21 protein-coding genes are annotated in these 15299 nt (G+C 53.3%); 7 read left to right on the top strand and 14 right to left on the bottom strand.

All coding sequences use genetic code 11. The features are described 5' to 3' along the window. Positions 1–77 precede the first annotated feature (77 nt). Entirely contained in the window at positions 78–440 is a 363-nt protein-coding gene (locus QQL62_RS09820) for a hypothetical protein (protein ID WP_284378386.1), read from the bottom strand. Positions 441–496: 56 nt separating this feature from the next. On the opposite strand from QQL62_RS09820, the gene QQL62_RS09815 reads away from it, so the two are divergent. Next, positions 497–970 carry a MarR family winged helix-turn-helix transcriptional regulator gene (locus tag QQL62_RS09815; RefSeq protein ID WP_284378385.1) on the top strand — a complete coding sequence of 158 codons (474 nt, stop codon included), beginning with the start codon at positions 497–499 and terminating at the stop codon, positions 968–970. Between the two features lie 128 nt (positions 971–1098). On the opposite strand, the gene QQL62_RS09810 is transcribed toward QQL62_RS09815, so the two are convergent. From QQL62_RS09810 to QQL62_RS09790, 5 genes are all read right to left on the bottom strand, one after another. Further along, positions 1099–1953: an SDR family oxidoreductase gene (locus QQL62_RS09810; RefSeq protein ID WP_284378384.1), complete on the bottom strand. Its 855-nt coding sequence runs from the start codon at positions 1951–1953 to the stop codon at positions 1099–1101. An 8-nt stretch (positions 1954–1961) separates the two neighbouring features. After that, positions 1962–2543 carry a TetR/AcrR family transcriptional regulator gene (locus QQL62_RS09805; protein ID WP_284378381.1) on the bottom strand — a complete coding sequence of 194 codons (582 nt, stop codon included), beginning with the start codon at positions 2541–2543 and terminating at the stop codon, positions 1962–1964. Between the two features lie 108 nt (positions 2544–2651). Continuing rightward, positions 2652–3326, bottom strand: coding sequence for a ceramidase domain-containing protein (locus QQL62_RS09800; RefSeq protein WP_284378378.1), 675 nt, complete (start codon positions 3324–3326; stop codon positions 2652–2654). 45 nt (positions 3327–3371) lie between these two features. Further along, complete coding sequence (locus QQL62_RS09795) at positions 3372–4064, bottom strand: winged helix-turn-helix domain-containing protein (RefSeq protein ID WP_284378376.1); 693 nt, start codon at positions 4062–4064, stop codon at positions 3372–3374. Then, positions 4036–4338, bottom strand: coding sequence for a hypothetical protein (locus QQL62_RS09790; protein WP_284378375.1), 303 nt, complete (start codon positions 4336–4338; stop codon positions 4036–4038). The genes QQL62_RS09795 and QQL62_RS09790 overlap by 29 nt, the downstream gene beginning before the upstream one ends. Positions 4339–4494: 156 nt before the next feature. On the opposite strand from QQL62_RS09790, the gene QQL62_RS09785 reads away from it, so the two are divergent. Further along, positions 4495–5115: a hypothetical protein gene (locus QQL62_RS09785; RefSeq protein WP_284378373.1), complete on the top strand. Its 621-nt coding sequence runs from the start codon at positions 4495–4497 to the stop codon at positions 5113–5115. Between the two features lie 43 nt (positions 5116–5158). Here QQL62_RS09785 and hemP read toward each other — a convergent pair whose 3' ends face one another. After that, complete coding sequence (gene hemP / locus QQL62_RS09780) at positions 5159–5329, bottom strand: hemin uptake protein HemP (RefSeq protein ID WP_284378371.1); 171 nt, start codon at positions 5327–5329, stop codon at positions 5159–5161. Positions 5330–5449: 120 nt separating this feature from the next. Between hemP and rnhB the strand changes: the two genes are divergently transcribed. From rnhB to QQL62_RS09765, 3 genes are all read left to right on the top strand, one after another. Next, positions 5450–6076 carry a ribonuclease HII gene (rnhB, locus tag QQL62_RS09775; RefSeq protein ID WP_284378367.1) on the top strand — a complete coding sequence of 209 codons (627 nt, stop codon included), beginning with the start codon at positions 5450–5452 and terminating at the stop codon, positions 6074–6076. Positions 6077–6163: 87 nt separating this feature from the next. Then, a complete protein-coding gene (locus tag QQL62_RS09770; protein WP_284378364.1) occupies positions 6164–7270 on the top strand; it encodes a site-specific DNA-methyltransferase in 1107 nt (368 codons plus the stop codon). A 331-nt stretch (positions 7271–7601) separates the two neighbouring features. Beyond that, positions 7602–7898: a hypothetical protein gene (locus QQL62_RS09765; protein WP_284378360.1), complete on the top strand. Its 297-nt coding sequence runs from the start codon at positions 7602–7604 to the stop codon at positions 7896–7898. Here QQL62_RS09765 and QQL62_RS09760 read toward each other — a convergent pair. The 4 genes from QQL62_RS09760 to mutY are packed head-to-tail and all read right to left on the bottom strand — an operon-like array spanning position 7895 to position 11573. After that, entirely contained in the window at positions 7895–8614 is a 720-nt protein-coding gene (locus QQL62_RS09760; protein ID WP_284378358.1) for a hypothetical protein, read from the bottom strand. The genes QQL62_RS09765 and QQL62_RS09760 overlap by 4 nt on opposite strands. After that, a complete protein-coding gene (locus QQL62_RS09755) occupies positions 8611–9348 on the bottom strand; it encodes a hypothetical protein (protein ID WP_284378355.1) in 738 nt (245 codons plus the stop codon). Before QQL62_RS09755 ends, QQL62_RS09760 begins: the two co-directional genes overlap by 4 nt. An 11-nt stretch (positions 9349–9359) precedes the next feature. Next, positions 9360–10490, bottom strand: a complete 1131-nt coding sequence (locus QQL62_RS09750) for an alkane 1-monooxygenase (protein WP_284378353.1) — start codon at positions 10488–10490, stop codon at positions 9360–9362. A 3-nt stretch (positions 10491–10493) separates the two neighbouring features. Further along, the gene (mutY, locus tag QQL62_RS09745; RefSeq protein ID WP_284378350.1) at positions 10494–11573 is read right to left on the bottom strand and encodes an A/G-specific adenine glycosylase; all 1080 of its coding nucleotides are present in this window, start codon (positions 11571–11573) and stop codon (positions 10494–10496) included. 61 nt (positions 11574–11634) lie between these two features. On the opposite strand from mutY, the gene QQL62_RS09740 reads away from it, so the two are divergent. Both QQL62_RS09740 and QQL62_RS09735 read left to right on the top strand, forming a co-directional pair. Next, a complete protein-coding gene (locus tag QQL62_RS09740; protein WP_284378347.1) occupies positions 11635–12129 on the top strand; it encodes a DUF721 domain-containing protein in 495 nt (164 codons plus the stop codon). Position 12130: 1 nt separating this feature from the next. Next, positions 12131–12757, top strand: coding sequence for a DsbA family protein (locus QQL62_RS09735; protein ID WP_284378346.1), 627 nt, complete (start codon positions 12131–12133; stop codon positions 12755–12757). Between the two features lie 6 nt (positions 12758–12763). Here QQL62_RS09735 and lpxK read toward each other — a convergent pair whose 3' ends face one another. Genes lpxK through QQL62_RS09720 form a run of 3 tightly spaced genes read right to left on the bottom strand, consistent with a single transcriptional unit; the run spans position 12764 to position 15255 of the window. Next, a complete protein-coding gene (gene lpxK, locus QQL62_RS09730) occupies positions 12764–13723 on the bottom strand; it encodes a tetraacyldisaccharide 4'-kinase (protein ID WP_284378344.1) in 960 nt (319 codons plus the stop codon). After that, positions 13710–15008 carry a 3-deoxy-D-manno-octulosonic acid transferase gene (locus QQL62_RS09725; protein ID WP_284378341.1) on the bottom strand — a complete coding sequence of 433 codons (1299 nt, stop codon included), beginning with the start codon at positions 15006–15008 and terminating at the stop codon, positions 13710–13712. The genes lpxK and QQL62_RS09725 overlap by 14 nt, the downstream gene beginning before the upstream one ends. Positions 15009–15012: 4 nt before the next feature. After that, complete coding sequence (locus tag QQL62_RS09720) at positions 15013–15255, bottom strand: DUF4170 domain-containing protein (protein ID WP_284378339.1); 243 nt, start codon at positions 15253–15255, stop codon at positions 15013–15015. Positions 15256–15299: the final 44 nt, after the last annotated feature.

Genomic DNA, 15299 nt, shown 5'->3' with positions numbered 1-15299 from the left:
GGTGGTGGGCTTGCGAATTGTAAACCCCGAGTGCAGGCATGGGATGTAGGCGCTGTGCCCGTTTGTCCGAAATTCTGTTATCTGGGTGCTAGCATCCATTGCAATGCACCACATACCCCAACAAAGACTGCGACACAAACGGCCCAAGTAATGCCGCCTGGAGTAGTGATCCAGAACCCGCCAGCCAGTATGACCGCGGTGGCCAATACCCAAATCAGATCCCCCAGTGCGAATGCAAGCACGCTAAATCTGTGTGGTTGTGCCTGTGTGCTGGTCCATGTCAGCGCGGCTGCGTTGATCAGTAATCCGCCCCCCAAGACCTGAAGCATCCATACCGGAGGTGAGCCGATGAAATCGGCACTTGCCTGTCCAACAATGACAAACAGCGCACCGAATAGGGCGCAAGATGCGGCGTTTGCTCGCAATACATATGGTAGCATTGTGTTCCCCGTGCCATGTTGTTAACCTTGCTGACAACTACTAGGACGCTCACCACATGTCAACCAAGTTAACAAGAAAATCCCCAAATGCTGGCTATGATCTGGTTGATAGCCATGCGCTTTCACTTACCCAAGCGACGGAGAGCTTTCGCAACCATATGGTTCAGTGGCTATTATCAAGGCTGCATGAAGATGGGTTTCCTGATCTGAAGGCAAGTCAGCTTACCTTTATGGGGTCGTTGGATTGTGGGGTTAATTTCGCGGCTGAGTTGGCGCGCACACTTCAGGTTTCGAGGCAGGCAATACACAAGACGGTAAGAGAGTTGGAAAATTCTGGTTGGCTTGCGACGCGCCCTGATGAGGCGCTGGGCAATCAACGCGTTATCGTGTTTACCGATGAAGGGGAGCGGATTATGGCCTGTGTCCGTGGTCATTTTCTGACTTTGGACAAGGTGTTGATAAAGGAGTTTGGCGAAGACCAGATTGCCGAATTTCAGAAACTGCTAAATTTCGATCTGAACGCTATTTGAATTTTTGCGCATCGCTGAGTCCTGCGTTATGCGCCACATCACGTGAACGCGCCCAGATAGCTGGGCGCGGTGTGTATAGTGAAAGTCACCCTGGGGTGTAGCCCGAGCGGTGCCGCCCGGGCAAAAGATCAGCTTAGGAATTGATCCACGACCATCTTTTGTTGCTTGAGCCCATCTGTGTCTAGCCCAGTTTTAAATTTCGTGAATTCGTCGGCCCACTCAGAGGATCGCACGCGAATCGGCGGTTCTTGGGACGCCATGACCTGCATGACGACTGCGGCCACCTCATCAGCACTTTGGTAGATGCCTTCGCTTTGCCTATCCTGCGCGCCAGAGACATATTTTTGCAAGATTGGCAGGTACTCATCGTCCAGCATGCCCCCGGTTTCGGCAATCTGGGCAAGAACGGTGTTGGCAAATTCCGTTGTTATGCCACCTGGTTCCACGGCTGAGAAATGGATGCCAAAGGAGGGGGTGATATAGCTTGCCATTGCTTCTGTTAGGCCTTCGACGGCAAATTTGGCGCCACAATAAACTTCGTTGAAGGGTTGACCAACAAGGCCCCCAACAGAGCTAATATTGATGATGTGACCTGCGCGCGCCTGACGCATGTGTGGCATGACGGCCTTTGTGCAACGGGCGACGCCCATATAATTGATGTCTAGGATGCGCAGGATGTCAGCCTCGTCGGCCTGTTCAAGGCTACGTGCATATCCCATCCCAGCATTATTGATCAGAACATCAATACGCCCCTGTTGTTTGATGACCGTTTCCACGGCGGCAGAGATCGATTTGGTCTCTTGAACATCAAGCTGTAGCACCTCTAGTTTTACATCATTGTCTTTTGCCGCCTGATCAAGGGGGCCGCGTTTTTCGGTGTTGCGCATTGTTGCATAGACGGTGTGCCCGGCCTTTGCGGCCTGAACCGCGATTGCGATGCCCAGCCCAGTGGATGTGCCGGTGATGAGAATAACTTTGTTCATATTCTTTCCTATTGGATGTGGTTTGCGATGGAGAGCCAGACCCGGTCAAAGGTCTGGGAAATAATGTCTAATGTGATTGGCGGCCCTGAGATTACCGTTTGTCGGGCAAGCTGGCGCGCAGGGGCCAACAGCAAAAGCGACAAAAGTTCGATATCCAGAGGCGCGAGCGTTCCGTCATCGACCCCGCGCCTAAGCAGTGTGTTAATGTCTTCGATATACTGGGTAACAATAGAGACTTGGTCTGGCAGGAGAATTTCCGCAGCGCTGGCATGTTCGAGGAACAGAAAGTCCTGAGGGCGCTCGCGCACAAATTCAAACATATCGAACCACATGTACCGCACCATTTTTGCTGAATCCGTCTCGTCTCGGTGTCTGGTCGCATAGCTATGGAAATCCGCCTTAAGTTGCAGATAGATCTGGCGAAGCATGTCGTCCTTGTTCTCGAAATGAACATATACGGTACCCGCAGATACCTTTGCTCGGTTGACGATGCGCGTGATATTGACAGCGGCAATCCCATTTTCGACGACCTCTATGACAAGTGCGTCTTGGAGTTTTTTTCTGGTTATGTCCTTGCTGGTTCTTGGCATTGTGCACCTCGCTTACCAAGGTCTATTATGATAATGAAAATTCATTATCAATAGCAAAACGCATAAGAGTGGTGTCCCCGCCTTGGAAAGCGGTCTAATTTGTAGGGGTTAGGTTTTTGGCGGCAAGTGGCGCACCAATGCCATCAGCAGATAGTACACCATAGTCGCATTTAGGATATGCCACATGAAATGCGTACCCACATGGGTATGATCACAGCTGTGCAGATCGACGGATCGGAACACCAGTGCCCCGATAAAGCTAACGAGTGCCAAGCATATCATGCCCCGTGCAGGATGTTTTTTCAGCACGGCCAGTAGGGCGAAAATTGCCAAGGCCACCAGCGCGGGCGCATATTGCGTAGATCCGTTTAGCAGGTCATTCGGGCCAGAGGCATCGGTGGTAATATCGCCCGAGGTAAACCAGAAAACCGTACCCGTAATCGTACCCGCGATTAGGGATATGCGTAGGGTTTTCCAGCCGTTTTGGCCCGTCATGCGGTAAATCACCAAGACCACATAGGCGGCAACGAAGGACCAAATGGGGATGACATCGGCCAATTCCGTAGCCGAATTGGCGAAGGTGTGGAACAGAAACGAGCCAATACCGATCAGCCCGCCCATCAAAACCACCGTGATTTCCGCTGCATTTTGCCGTGGGCGCGCGAGAGCGATTCTTAGCGCCAGATAGGCCGCCACCAGAAAAGCAATATTGCTAAGCGCGTTGATCGGTTCGTTCCAAAAGCCAGCGCCGGTGCGTTCACAATACAGATCTATAAATTCCACGGCCAAATCCTAGGGTTGTAATTGATCCATCACAAATCACAAAGCCTAGACCATTTCAATCACGTCTTTGTCCACCGCCAGCATGTAGCCTTTGCGCGAGATGTTTTTGATCAGTAATTGGCTGATCATTTGGTTGCCCAGATGATCCCGCAGGCGTTTGATCCGGGTGGCCCCAGAGGCCTCGTCGACATCAGATGCGGATTTGCCGCTGATCATCGCCTCTAGTTCTGCGCCCGTCAGCATATCATCGTCTAGGCGCGCCTCGCACAGCACCGAGAGCGTTTCGCAGATGCTGTTGGTCAGGTCGAATCCCATGTCATTAATATGCACCACACGTTCGGCACGGTTGATCACCAGCGAATTCACCACCAGCCCCGTACGTTCCATTTCGCCCATGCGTTGCTGTAGCCCATGATTTGTCAGCAAAAAGTATAGCGCCGATAGCAACAGCGCCGAGGTTAGGATCAACAGGATGAAAATTATCACCCGATAAGAGGACAGCACATCCGCAAATGCGGTGCCAGATTGCGCCAGAACCTCTAACAGCTTGATGCTCTCGGCGGAGGTTAGGGCATCGTTTTCAATGAATATCTGCTCTACCCGATCATTAAAGGCATTGGCATCGGGCAGGTTAAGAAACAGCAACAGCCCCGCTATCAGCAACAGCCCCAGCACAAGAGCCGAGCCATAAAGCGCAAGCGAGCGTGATTTAGTAGCGGAGGAAGAATTTGCCCGCATTGGCTTTCCTTTGTGCTAGGCCAGAATCATCAAATGTGGACATGATGCGCAGCACCTGCCACCCATCGCCACCGATGCGCGACTGTACCATAGAGGTGGCATCCCCCACCGATGCGCAATCCCCACCCGAGATTTTGACAACCCCGTAGTGCAGGCGCAGGTCATCGCTGCTGGCCTTGGCTTTGTAATCTGCATAGCAATCCGCCTGCGCCTGTGTCGCCATCAGGGCAAGGGCCAGCGCACCTAGGCGCAATTTTTTCAATCCGTGTTTCATGGGGTGAATTTGGGCGATACGGCGGTGTTATTCAATATCATTCTGTAAAATAAGCCTTGTCATTGGATAACAGGGCGATGTTTTTGAATGACTTGGGCGGGATCGGCAAATTGATTTCAGATCAAGCGGGTTATCCGCAAACCGAAAGGACAGACCATGAAACATTCAAGAATTATCGCAACACTCACCGGGGCTGCAATCTCCCTAAGCTCTATCACAACCAGCGCACAGGCGGATCGCGATACAGACAATCTGATCAAGCTGTTGTTGGGGGCGGCGGCGGTTGGCGTAATTGCCAACGAGATCAAATCCAACAAGAAGGACAACAAATCTAGCACCGACAGCCAGTACACCCACCGCCATAATGGCAACACCCACAAACACAGCGTGGCCCGACAGCACAGCCACAGCAGCTGGTTTTATGAAAACCAACGCCAAGAGGCCCGCAAGCGTGAATTGGCCCGCCTAAAGGCAGAGCGCGCTAGAGCGCAGCGCGCCCGTGCCGAACGTGCCCGCAAAGAGGCGCTGCGTGCGGAACGCGAAAGAGAGCATTGGATGATAAAGCAGACCCGCGAAAGAGCGAATGCAACGCAACCAAGAAAGGCCAAGTCATTGCCTCTGCCTGGCCATTGTAAGCGCAAGTTCAGAACATCAGGCAAAAAGAGAACCGCCTATTCTCAGCGCTGTTTGATCCGCGACGGTTATGCCATCAGCGATTCTGGCAAGGTGACCCACCGCAAATGGCGGGGCCGCGCGGCCAAGCCGATATTAATGTAGGCCTGATGCATGTCATGCACGCGGGGCGGCCAACAGGTCGCCCCTATTTTGTTAGGATCAGCTTGCCCTGACGGGTAATGCGCAATGTGTAAACCTTCTCGTCTAGCTGAATAGTTGCCAGCGGGCCTTGGCGTGTCAGCTCTTTGGCATCGTAATTCGGGATATGGGCCAGGGGTGTGGCAGTGTTTTTATTTGGAAGATTGTGGATAGACATGGTCTCGCCTGTTTTTTTGGGAACTGTGCTAGCTATCTGTATGGCTGATTTAAATCTGACTTAATTAGTCAGAAATGTCAATCCACTGGCGCAGGTGTTTGTTTTAATCTAAAAACCCTCATGGCAAATTATGAAATAGAGCGCGCCCTACGCGCCCAATCCGCCGCGCCACTGCGAATCGCAGGAGTCGATGAGGTGGGCCGCGGCCCGTGGGCGGGGCCTGTTACCGCCGCGGCTGTGATTCTGGATCCCGACAATATTCCAGAGGGGCTGAACGATAGCAAAAAATTATCCGCCAAGCGCCGCGAGGCGTTATTTGGGCCGATCATGGATACCGCATGGGTCAGCGTCGTGCATGTAGAGGTGAGCGAGATTGACCAGATCAATATTTTACAGGCCACCTTTCGTGCCATGGAGCGCGCGGTGGCGGGGTTGGATAGCCCTGATCACATTCTGGTTGATGGCAATAAAATCCCCCCCAACCTGCCCTGCGCGGCCAGCGCGCATATAAAGGGGGATGCAAAATCGGTGTCGGTTGCCGCCGCATCGATCATCGCCAAGGTGACCCGCGATCGATTAATGTTGGATTTGTCCAAATCCTATCCCGGCTATGGGTGGGAAACTAATGCTGGCTATGGGACAAAAATACATCAGTTGGGGCTGCGAAATCTTGGGGTGACCCCACATCATAGACGTTCTTTCAAACCCATACACAACATCTTGTATTCCGTTAAAAACGCTAAGTAGCTGTTTTCGAAAATTAAATTGACCCAGAATCTTCTCTGCCCCATTTTATAAAAAACGACGCAAAAAATTGCGCAATATGAGGCAGACATGGCAAAAACACAGACAAAAGCGGCAGCGAAGCTCCCTTTAAATGAAATCCTAAGCGGCGATTGCATCGAAGAGATGAATGCATTGCCAGAAAATTCAGTAGACCTAATTTTCGCAGACCCGCCCTATAACCTACAGTTAAAGGGAGATTTGCACCGCCCTGATAATTCCAAGGTAGATGCGGTAGACGATGACTGGGATCAATTCGACAGCTTTGCGGTATATGACAAGTTCAGCCGTGAATGGCTGCGCGCCGCGCGCCGCATCCTAAAGCCAAATGGCGCGATCTGGGTGATCGGCTCTTATCACAATATTTACCGTGTTGGATCAGCATTGCAGGATGCTGGATTCTGGATCTTGAACGATGTGGTTTGGCGCAAATCCAACCCAATGCCCAATTTCCGCGGCGTACGCCTGACCAATGCCCATGAGACAATGATCTGGGCCGGTAAATCAGAAAAATCCAAGCCCACGTTTAACTACGAAGCGCTAAAGGCGCTGAACGACGGTGTGCAGATGCGGTCTGATTGGTTGTTGCCGATTTGCAATGGCAACGAGCGGATCAAGGACGATAATGGCGAGAAGGCCCATCCAACACAAAAGCCAGAGTCGCTGTTGCATCGTATAATCGTGGGATCAACAAATGCGGGTGATGTGATTTTGGATCCGTTTTTTGGATCGGGCACCACTGGCGCTGTGGCCAAGAAGCTGGGTCGCGATTTCATCGGCATTGAGCGCGAAGCGAAATACCGCAAGGTGGCCGAAAAGCGTATCAAGGGTATCCGCCGCTTTGACAAAGAGAGCCTGTTGGTTTCTACATCCAAGCGCGCAGAGCCGCGCGTGCCCTTTGGGCAATTGGTAGAGCGCGGCATGCTAAAGCCTGGGGATCAGCTGTTCTCGCTAAATGGACGCCACAGCGCAAAAATCCGCGCCGATGGCACATTAATCGCCCATGATCAGCGTGGGTCGATACACCAAGTGGGGGCCGCGCTAGAGGGCGCGCCCAGCTGTAATGGCTGGACCTACTGGTGCTTTAAGAAACGCGGCGAGGCCATTCCGATTGATATGCTACGCAAAAAAATTCGTGCGGAAATGCGCGCCAATTAACAGTTACCGCCGTTTTGGGCTGCTCGTCCAAAACACTGCCAACTTGCCCCGCCCTTGTGGCGGGGTTTTTTTGTCGCATTACTCAACTTTTCCGTGATATTTTTGTTTAACAGCACGTAAATAATGTGATATTGGTCACTGTATATTAGTAGGGAATATTAGACCTTGAACAGGAAGTTCTGATATTTTCATTTATATTCTTTTGATGCGGGGGGAGTAGGTGAATTTACCAATAAAATTTATCTCTAGTACCAATTTTTTTCTAAATTTCCGAGTTCTAAGAATTCAACGCGGTTTTACATGTGGTTCTGTAGGGGGATAAACAATAAGAATGCGAATACTAAAGATTGAAAATGTGCACGTAGAGCGCCCGTTTGCGATTGCATTTCTAAACATTTCAGGGCACCTGCCCGATGCAACTTTTCAGGTGGAAAAATACATAATCGATGTTCAAGAACTGGGGGTCGAGATTGATTTTTCCATTGGGCAAACCAGCGAAGACACCGCCGCAGGCATCAAAAATCTAGATGAGAAAATCGATCTAGGGCCTTTGGATCGTCAAGAGTATTTCTATGCAATCAAGTGTAACGGCGAAACAGTAACCACAGGTATGCTGGATCTGCGTTAGGGGCCGCGCCATGGCCGCCCCGCATTTGGGCTGCTGTCAGCAATGATCTTGCGGATTTCCTGCATCATTTGGGGGGATCTGTTTTGGGCTACACGGGTGAATAGGCTGGTCTGTTCCAATGAAGCGGGCAGGTTGGCGCGCAGATAATCAGCCCCGCGCGGCAGGGTCCACATTCTGGTCTGTTGCTGTTTTTGCCAATTGGCAAATGTTAGATCCACAAACCCTGCGCCCGCCCGCATCAGATCCAAGGGCGGCATGTTATCCCCGCGCATTAGGGCGGTGCCTGTCCCAATGATATCGACCTCGAAAACCTTGTGCACCGGTTTGAAAAATTTGTAGGTGCGCCAGCCAAATTTATTCTGTTGTTTTTTATGCACCCAAGCATTGGCCATATAGCCGAAAATATTTCTATCCAGCCCGATTTCCTGTGCTTGTGAAAGGCTGTGGGTGACGTAATCAGCGGGGTAGAGGATATCGTCATCCAACGTAAACACCAGATCGTCCTGTGCGGGGGGAAACATAAATTTCCCGGCGTCCAGCAGGTTGTGATCCGGTATTTCTGGGTGCACATTGGGTATAGATTTCAGCGCATCGGGGATATGGGCATATTCGTTCAGGCACAAAAACAACGCATCGACCTGTGGTGCAATGCTGTTGACCGCCTGTAGCATGATATCATGGCGCGGCGGAAATGTCGCCATATGGGCACGGATCATTGCTGTAGCTCCGCCCCATAGCCAAGGCGCTGCTCCAGCGCATGGTCAAGCTGACTGATGATGAAGGCGCGATCAGATGCGCCGAGGTCTGCGCGGGTAACTGCGCGGCGAATATCCATAGAAGGATTGGCAGGTTCCCTGATATCTTGGAACTTATTTTTAGTAGTTATATCAAAAGCTTCTGCTACAATAGAGATGAATTCATCCGCGTGACCCAACAGGTATTCAAGCGGTACAAGGCACAGATTTACGCCCCTGTTTTCAAATCCAAGGTGGCTGTGGGTTTTGATGCTGCGCATCTGCATCGGGGTTTGATAGGGCGCGCCGGTTATGGGGTGCACATCCACCTGCAACCGGGGGAAATGGTCTATATCACCGCGCGATGTGGTGCCCCATGTATTGCGCCAATTCTTGAATTGGTTTTGCTTTAGCGTGCTGTCCCATTCTGTGCGGATAAATTCAGAGAAATCCGCCCGCAGATGCGCGGCGCGCATGTGATAGGGTGTGTTATAGAGGCTGATCAACCAGTCCAGCGGGTTGCGCGTGACCACCACAATCAAGGACGCGGCAGAATAGCCCAAGGCGCTAGGGCAGCCATGTTTCCAACCGTATGTCTTGGTCTGGGCAATCTGTAGGTTTGCCTCTAGCAGGGCCGCCGCATAGTTGGTACCAGAACATCGCAGGCCAAATACCTGATAATCCACAATTTCTCTGCCAACAGGGCAGCGGGTCATCTGTGGCGCGTTCATTTTGGCATCGGGTTCTGGGCTTTGTTATAGGCCTGCCAGTCGGTGATTTCAGGGTAGAACTTTCGCCGCCATGCGCGCACCCGCGGATTCATGCGCCGCCGCCACAGGGGCGGGATCATCGCCACCAAGCCCATGATCGCATAGCCCATCGGCAATTGCGGGGCATCCTCGGCGCTATAGGTTTGCAACAGCGGGAAACGGCGGCTGGGCTTATAGTGGTGATCCGAGTGGCGCTGAAGATTAATCAGCACATAGTTGGTAAACCTCTGATCCGCATTCCATGAATGATGCGGCTGGCAATGTTCGTATTTTCCCGCCCCCAGATGTTTGCGTGTCAGGCCGTAGTGTTCGATGTAATTCACCAGCTCTAATTGCCAGATTGCCATGCCCGCCTGCACCAAGAACAGCCCAATACCGGCAGCCCCCCCCATCAAGTAGGCCATCCACAGACAGATGAATTGCAGTGCCCCATATTTCCAAAACGGATTGGTGTGATGCCATACGGGTAGGTTTTTACGCGCCAGAAAGGCCCGCTCTGCCCCCCAAGCAGAGCGTGCACAGCCGCGCAAGACCCGTGGGAAGAACCGATGGAACCCCTCGTTATAGCGCGCGGTCACCGGATCCCGCGGCGTACCCACATAGGGGTGATGCACCTTCAGATGTTCTGATCTGAAATGGCTGTAGAGAACGCTGGCCAGCAGGCCATCTGCTAGGTGGCGCTCGAATGCCGGCTTTTGGTGCATTAACTCGTGTGAAAAAACAATGCCAACCGAGCCGGACAAGATCCCGACAGAGGCCAACAGCCCGATCTTCTCGGCCCATGAATAGGCCCCGTTATGGGTGGCGTAATAGATCGCGCCATAGATCACGACCAGCTGAATCGGCAACCAGATCAACGTGACCAACCGGTGCCAGAACAGCGCTGTCTCGGGTGTTTCGGGATCAGGGTTGCCGGTATTTAGCCCCGCCAAGAAATCCATCAGGCCGAAAAACATCCATGTATAGGCAAACAGGATCAACAACCACCAGCCGCCCATATAGGCCGCAAATCCCAACACCGGCAGGGATGATAGGCAAATCCAGAAGGGTAACGCCCGTGTCAGGCGCGAATAATCTGTTGTAGCCATTTATCAGGTCTCCTTTGGGGAATTATGCGCACCAATTTGATGCTTGGCAATATTCCAAACCTTTTGCATTACACTGGGTAATGCATCTGGGTTAAATTCCCGTAGCGTAACAAATTGTCCCAGATCAGAGGGGGCGGTTTCTGCGTTAGCCAGCATAACCTTTAGGTGCAGGTGAAAATGGGTGAAGGTATGGCGCACCTCTGCGTTCAGCGCCTGCCAATCGGCGCTAATCGGCGGCCTGTGGGCCGCATCTACATCGCCCCAATCTGTACAGGGCCAGCACAGCATCCCCCCCAACAGCCCCCGATCTGGGCGTCGCGTCAGCAGCAGCGCCCCATCATCGCGCCGGATCACATAGGCAATGCCATGGCGGGTGGGTTTTTTTGGCTTGGGGGTTTTATTTGGCAGATCTGGCGCGATGCCCTGTGCATGGGCGCGGCATTTGGGTCTGATTGGGCATTGTGCGCATTGCAGGCGGCGCGGGGTGCAGATGGTGGCGCCCAGATCCATCACCGCCTGTGCATAATCGCCATATCGACTATTCGGCATTTGTGACAGAGCAAGCGCGCGCAGCTCTTCCTTGGCGCCTGGTAGGGGGTTTTCAATGGCGAAAATACGCGCCATCACCCGCTCTACATTGCCATCCAGCACGCTGGCACGGCCATCAAATGCAATGGCCGTGATGGCGGCGGCGGTATAGGGGCCAATGCCCGGTAGCTTCATCAGCTCGCGTTCGGTTTTTGGGAATGCACCGTTTAGGTTAGATGTAACGAAACGCGCGCATTTCAATAGGTTACGCGCTCTTGCGTAATATCCAAGGCCTGCCCACGCGGCCATGACATCTGCATCCTGAGCCGCGGCCAGATCCTGTATCCTTGGCCAGCGGGTGGTGAAATCATGAAAATACTTGCCCACGGCGGCCACGGTGGTCTGCTGTAGCATCACCTCGGACAGCCAGACATGGTATGGATCGGGCAATTCCCCCCGCAGGCGTGCCTGTGGTGGCACGCGCCACGGCATTTCGCGCGCATGAGCATCGTACCACGTCAGTAATTCTGTGCTGATATTCACCTTGTTGGGCAAGGGGTCTCCTCTTTGGCAAAAAACTATTGTATAGATAGCGAGGAACCAGTGGTGAGAACAGATGAAACGCAAATCGCGCGGATTTTTACAAACAAGTGGGTTGTTAAAAGAGCAGATCCGCAAGGCCAGTGAAAGCCGCGGCTTTGCCCAGACGCGCCTGTTAACCAATTGGGCCGAAATCGCAGGCCCCGCCACCGCCAAGCTGTGCCGCCCCATCAAGGTGGGCTATACCAAGCAGGGCTTTGGGGCCACGTTAACGGTGCTGACCACGGGCGCCAATGCGCCGATGCTACAGATGCAGCTGCCTGATATTATCAAGCGGGTGAATTCCGTTTATGGCTATAGCGCGATTAGCCGCATCAAGTTAACCCAGACCGCCCCCACCGGATTTGGCGAGGGTGCCGCGCCCTTTGAGCGCCCCAAACCCACGAAAAGGTTATCGCCCGAACAGACAAACCGCATTGAATCATCCGTAAAAGAAGTGTCTGATGCGGATTTAAAGGATGCTTTGGCCACATTAGGGCAGAATATACTGACACGGAATAAAGGACCATAATATGCTACGTAGAAATTTAATTTTATCCGCATTGGCAACGCCAGTGGTTGGCGGATTCGGCCCTGCATTTGCCCAAGAGGACAAAAGCGACGACATGGCCCCCATTGAAGTGAAAGAGATGTTTCTGGGTGATGAGAATGCGCCTGTGGAATTGATCGAGTATGCCTCGTTTACCTGCCCGCATTGCGCCACGTTTCATACACAGGTTTTCCCCCTGTTAAAGGCGCAGTACATCGATACCGGCAAGGTAAAGTTTGTAACCCGCGAGGTGTACTTTGATCGCCTTGGCCTATGGGGTGCCATGTTGGCGCGCTGTGGCGATGGATCGAAATATTTCGGTATTTCTGATATGCTGTACAAGCGCCAGCGCGAATGGACACAGGGCGATGGCGGTGCGGTGATTGCCGAAAACCTGAAGAAAATCGGTAAAATCGCCGGATTTGACGAAGAGACCGTAGATGCCTGTCTACAGGATCGCCCAACCGCCGAAGCGATGCTAGAGCGGTTCAAGGAAACCACCGCAGAGCACGGCGTGCAATCGACCCCAACACTTGTGATCAATGGCGTGACCCATTCGAACATGGGCTTTGAGGCACTGGCAAAATTGCTAGACGAAGCGGCCGGTTAATACCCGCTAGAACAGACCTTGTAACAGGGCGCATAGTTTTGCGTCCTGTTTTATATTCAGGCGCACCGGCAGGGTGATAACCTGTTGTTGCCATGCCTTGGGCAGGCGTGCCGCATCTTTCTCTGTGGTAACCAATTGCGCATTCATGGCCTGCGCCTCTGTTAATAACCTTTTCAGCAATGGCTCTGGAATTTTCTGGTGATCCCCAAACGAGCGGGTCTGCACCACATCCGCACCCAAATCGCGCAGGGTTTTATAGAATTTCTCTGGCCGGCCAATCCCTGCGAATGCCAGCGCGCGCAGACCCTGCCAATCCATTCCCGTTTGTAGTGGATCAAGGGTGGCCGAGACCGCATCAGGGCCATCGATCGCCACCATCCCCCCGATAGAGATCACCAGATCGCTGCGCGACAGACCGGTTTCAGTTGGTTCGCGCAGAGGCCCCGCGGGGAACACCCGCCCATTGCCAAAGCCCACCGCCCCATCCACCACAGTGATGGTAAGATCGTGAAACAGGCTGGGGTTTTGCAGCGCATCATCCAGCACCAAGACATCGGCGCCATTTTGCAGGGCCAGTTTCGCACCCAAGACACGGTCACGTGCCACGCAGACCGGTGCAAATGCCGCCATTAGGATGGGCTCGTCTCCCATATCATCTGCGGTGTGCTTGCGGATATCCACCATTACCGGCCCTGCGGTATTGCCCCCGTATCCGCGGCTGATTACGCAGGGATTTTTGCCCATATCGTTCAGGCGGCGCACCAGTTCAATGGTGGTGGGTGTTTTGCCCGTCCCACCCATATTTATGTTACCCACACAGATCACGGGGATAGGCATTTTGTGGCGCGCGCCATGGGTCAATCGGCGCGCGGTGGCCCATGCGTATAGGCGCGACAGCGGCCATAGCGCCCGCGCCCAGGCCGGTGTTTGGTCGGGCGTTTTATTCCAAAACCTAGGCGGGCGCATTGGCGGGGTCCTTCTGTTCTAGGTAGGTGGTGATCAGCTCGAAAACGCGGTCGTTGGCCTCGGCACCGGCGGTAGAGACCTCCCATGCGGCATGGGCCATAAGGGCCGCGCGATCAGGTGAAATCAGATCCAGCAATGCCACCGACAGCGATTCAGAATTTTCCACCTGTCGCGCCGCCCCTGCATCCAGCAGCCTATCATAGCTGTTTTGGAAATTGCTGAAATGTGGCCCGTGCAAAATGGCAGAGCCTAGGGCCGCTGCCTCGAACGGGTCGTTGCCACCCTCGGGCACCATTGATCCCCCAATAAACGAAACCGGTGCCACGCGATATAGAACGCCCAGCCCCTGTTCCACATCGGCAATGAAAACATCATGTTCCAGCCTAGGATAGGGGCATTCTGATTGCAGGCAGACATTCAGGCTTAGGGCCTCTAGGCGGCGTTTGGCGCTTTCGGCGGGGATCCCATGGGACAGGTGCAATAACATCAACAGATTTTGGGCACCGCGTGAAACGCGCTGTTGCGTTTTTCCCAGCTTTGCCAACTCTTTGCGATCCACATGGGCGGCAAACCAGACGGGCCGCGAGGCCAGATGGCTGGCCAAGCGTGTGCGGTCCGCCTCGTTACAGCCAAGTGCGGTGGCACCCGCGCGAAAGCCCCCCAGTACCTCTAGGCGTTTACGCGGGGCCCGCAGGCGGCGCAGGCGAATAGCAGAGCTATCCGAGCTGGCCAATATGCGATCAAAGCGCGCCAGATAGGCCCCGATGAAATTTGGAAACCACAGGTATTTATTGCGCCGCTTGCGGCTGACGGTGGCATTTACATAGATGCAGGGCACGGCGCAGCTTTCGACCGCACTTAGGCACAGGGGATAGATCGAATCAGACAGCCAGACCCCTGCATCAGGCGCCCAATGGGCCAGAAATTTGCGTGCGAAGCGATAGTTATCCTCGACTGCGAACTGGTGGAATACCCCCTCTTGGGCCAACACGGCCCCAATTTGGGGTTCGGATTTTTCAGTGGTGAGGATAAAGCTGATATCCGCATTTGCGCCGCGCAATTGGGTGATCAGCTCGGAGAAATCATTGGCGGTACGTAAATCAGGTGCATGTAGCCAGATCACCTTGCCCGATGGGCGGACAAGGTTGGTTTCACCAATGCGGTTTTCTGCCTCGGATTGCGAGATCACCTGTTCCTGCACCTGTAAGGAAAGCTTTGATTTCACAAGGGATTGCATCACCCATGCGCGGATGTGATACCCCGCCAGCCCCACGGAAAACCGCAAGTTTTTAGCCCAACTCTTCTGTCGGGGATGCCGGTTGTTCTTCGTCACGCAGGCGGTGAAGATGGGCGATGAAATAGCGAGCATGTGCGTTATCCACCGTCATATGCGCCTTGGATTTCCATGCGTTATAGGCCGCCTCGTAGTTGGGAAAAACGCCAACCAGGTCGATCTCTTCGCAGTTTTTAAACTCTTTTCTTGTAGGATCTTTCAGCTCTCCGCCGAAAACCAAATGCAACCGTTGAGGCATAAGCTCTCCTTTGAATTAAATTACGTGCCCTGCACGGCATGTTT

Origin of the sequence: Amylibacter marinus (assembly GCF_030160015.1) — a bacterium.
GTDB classification, from domain to species: Bacteria; Pseudomonadota; Alphaproteobacteria; order Rhodobacterales; family Rhodobacteraceae; genus Amylibacter; species Amylibacter marinus.
This window is presented reverse-complemented; position numbering and strand designations above follow the sequence as displayed.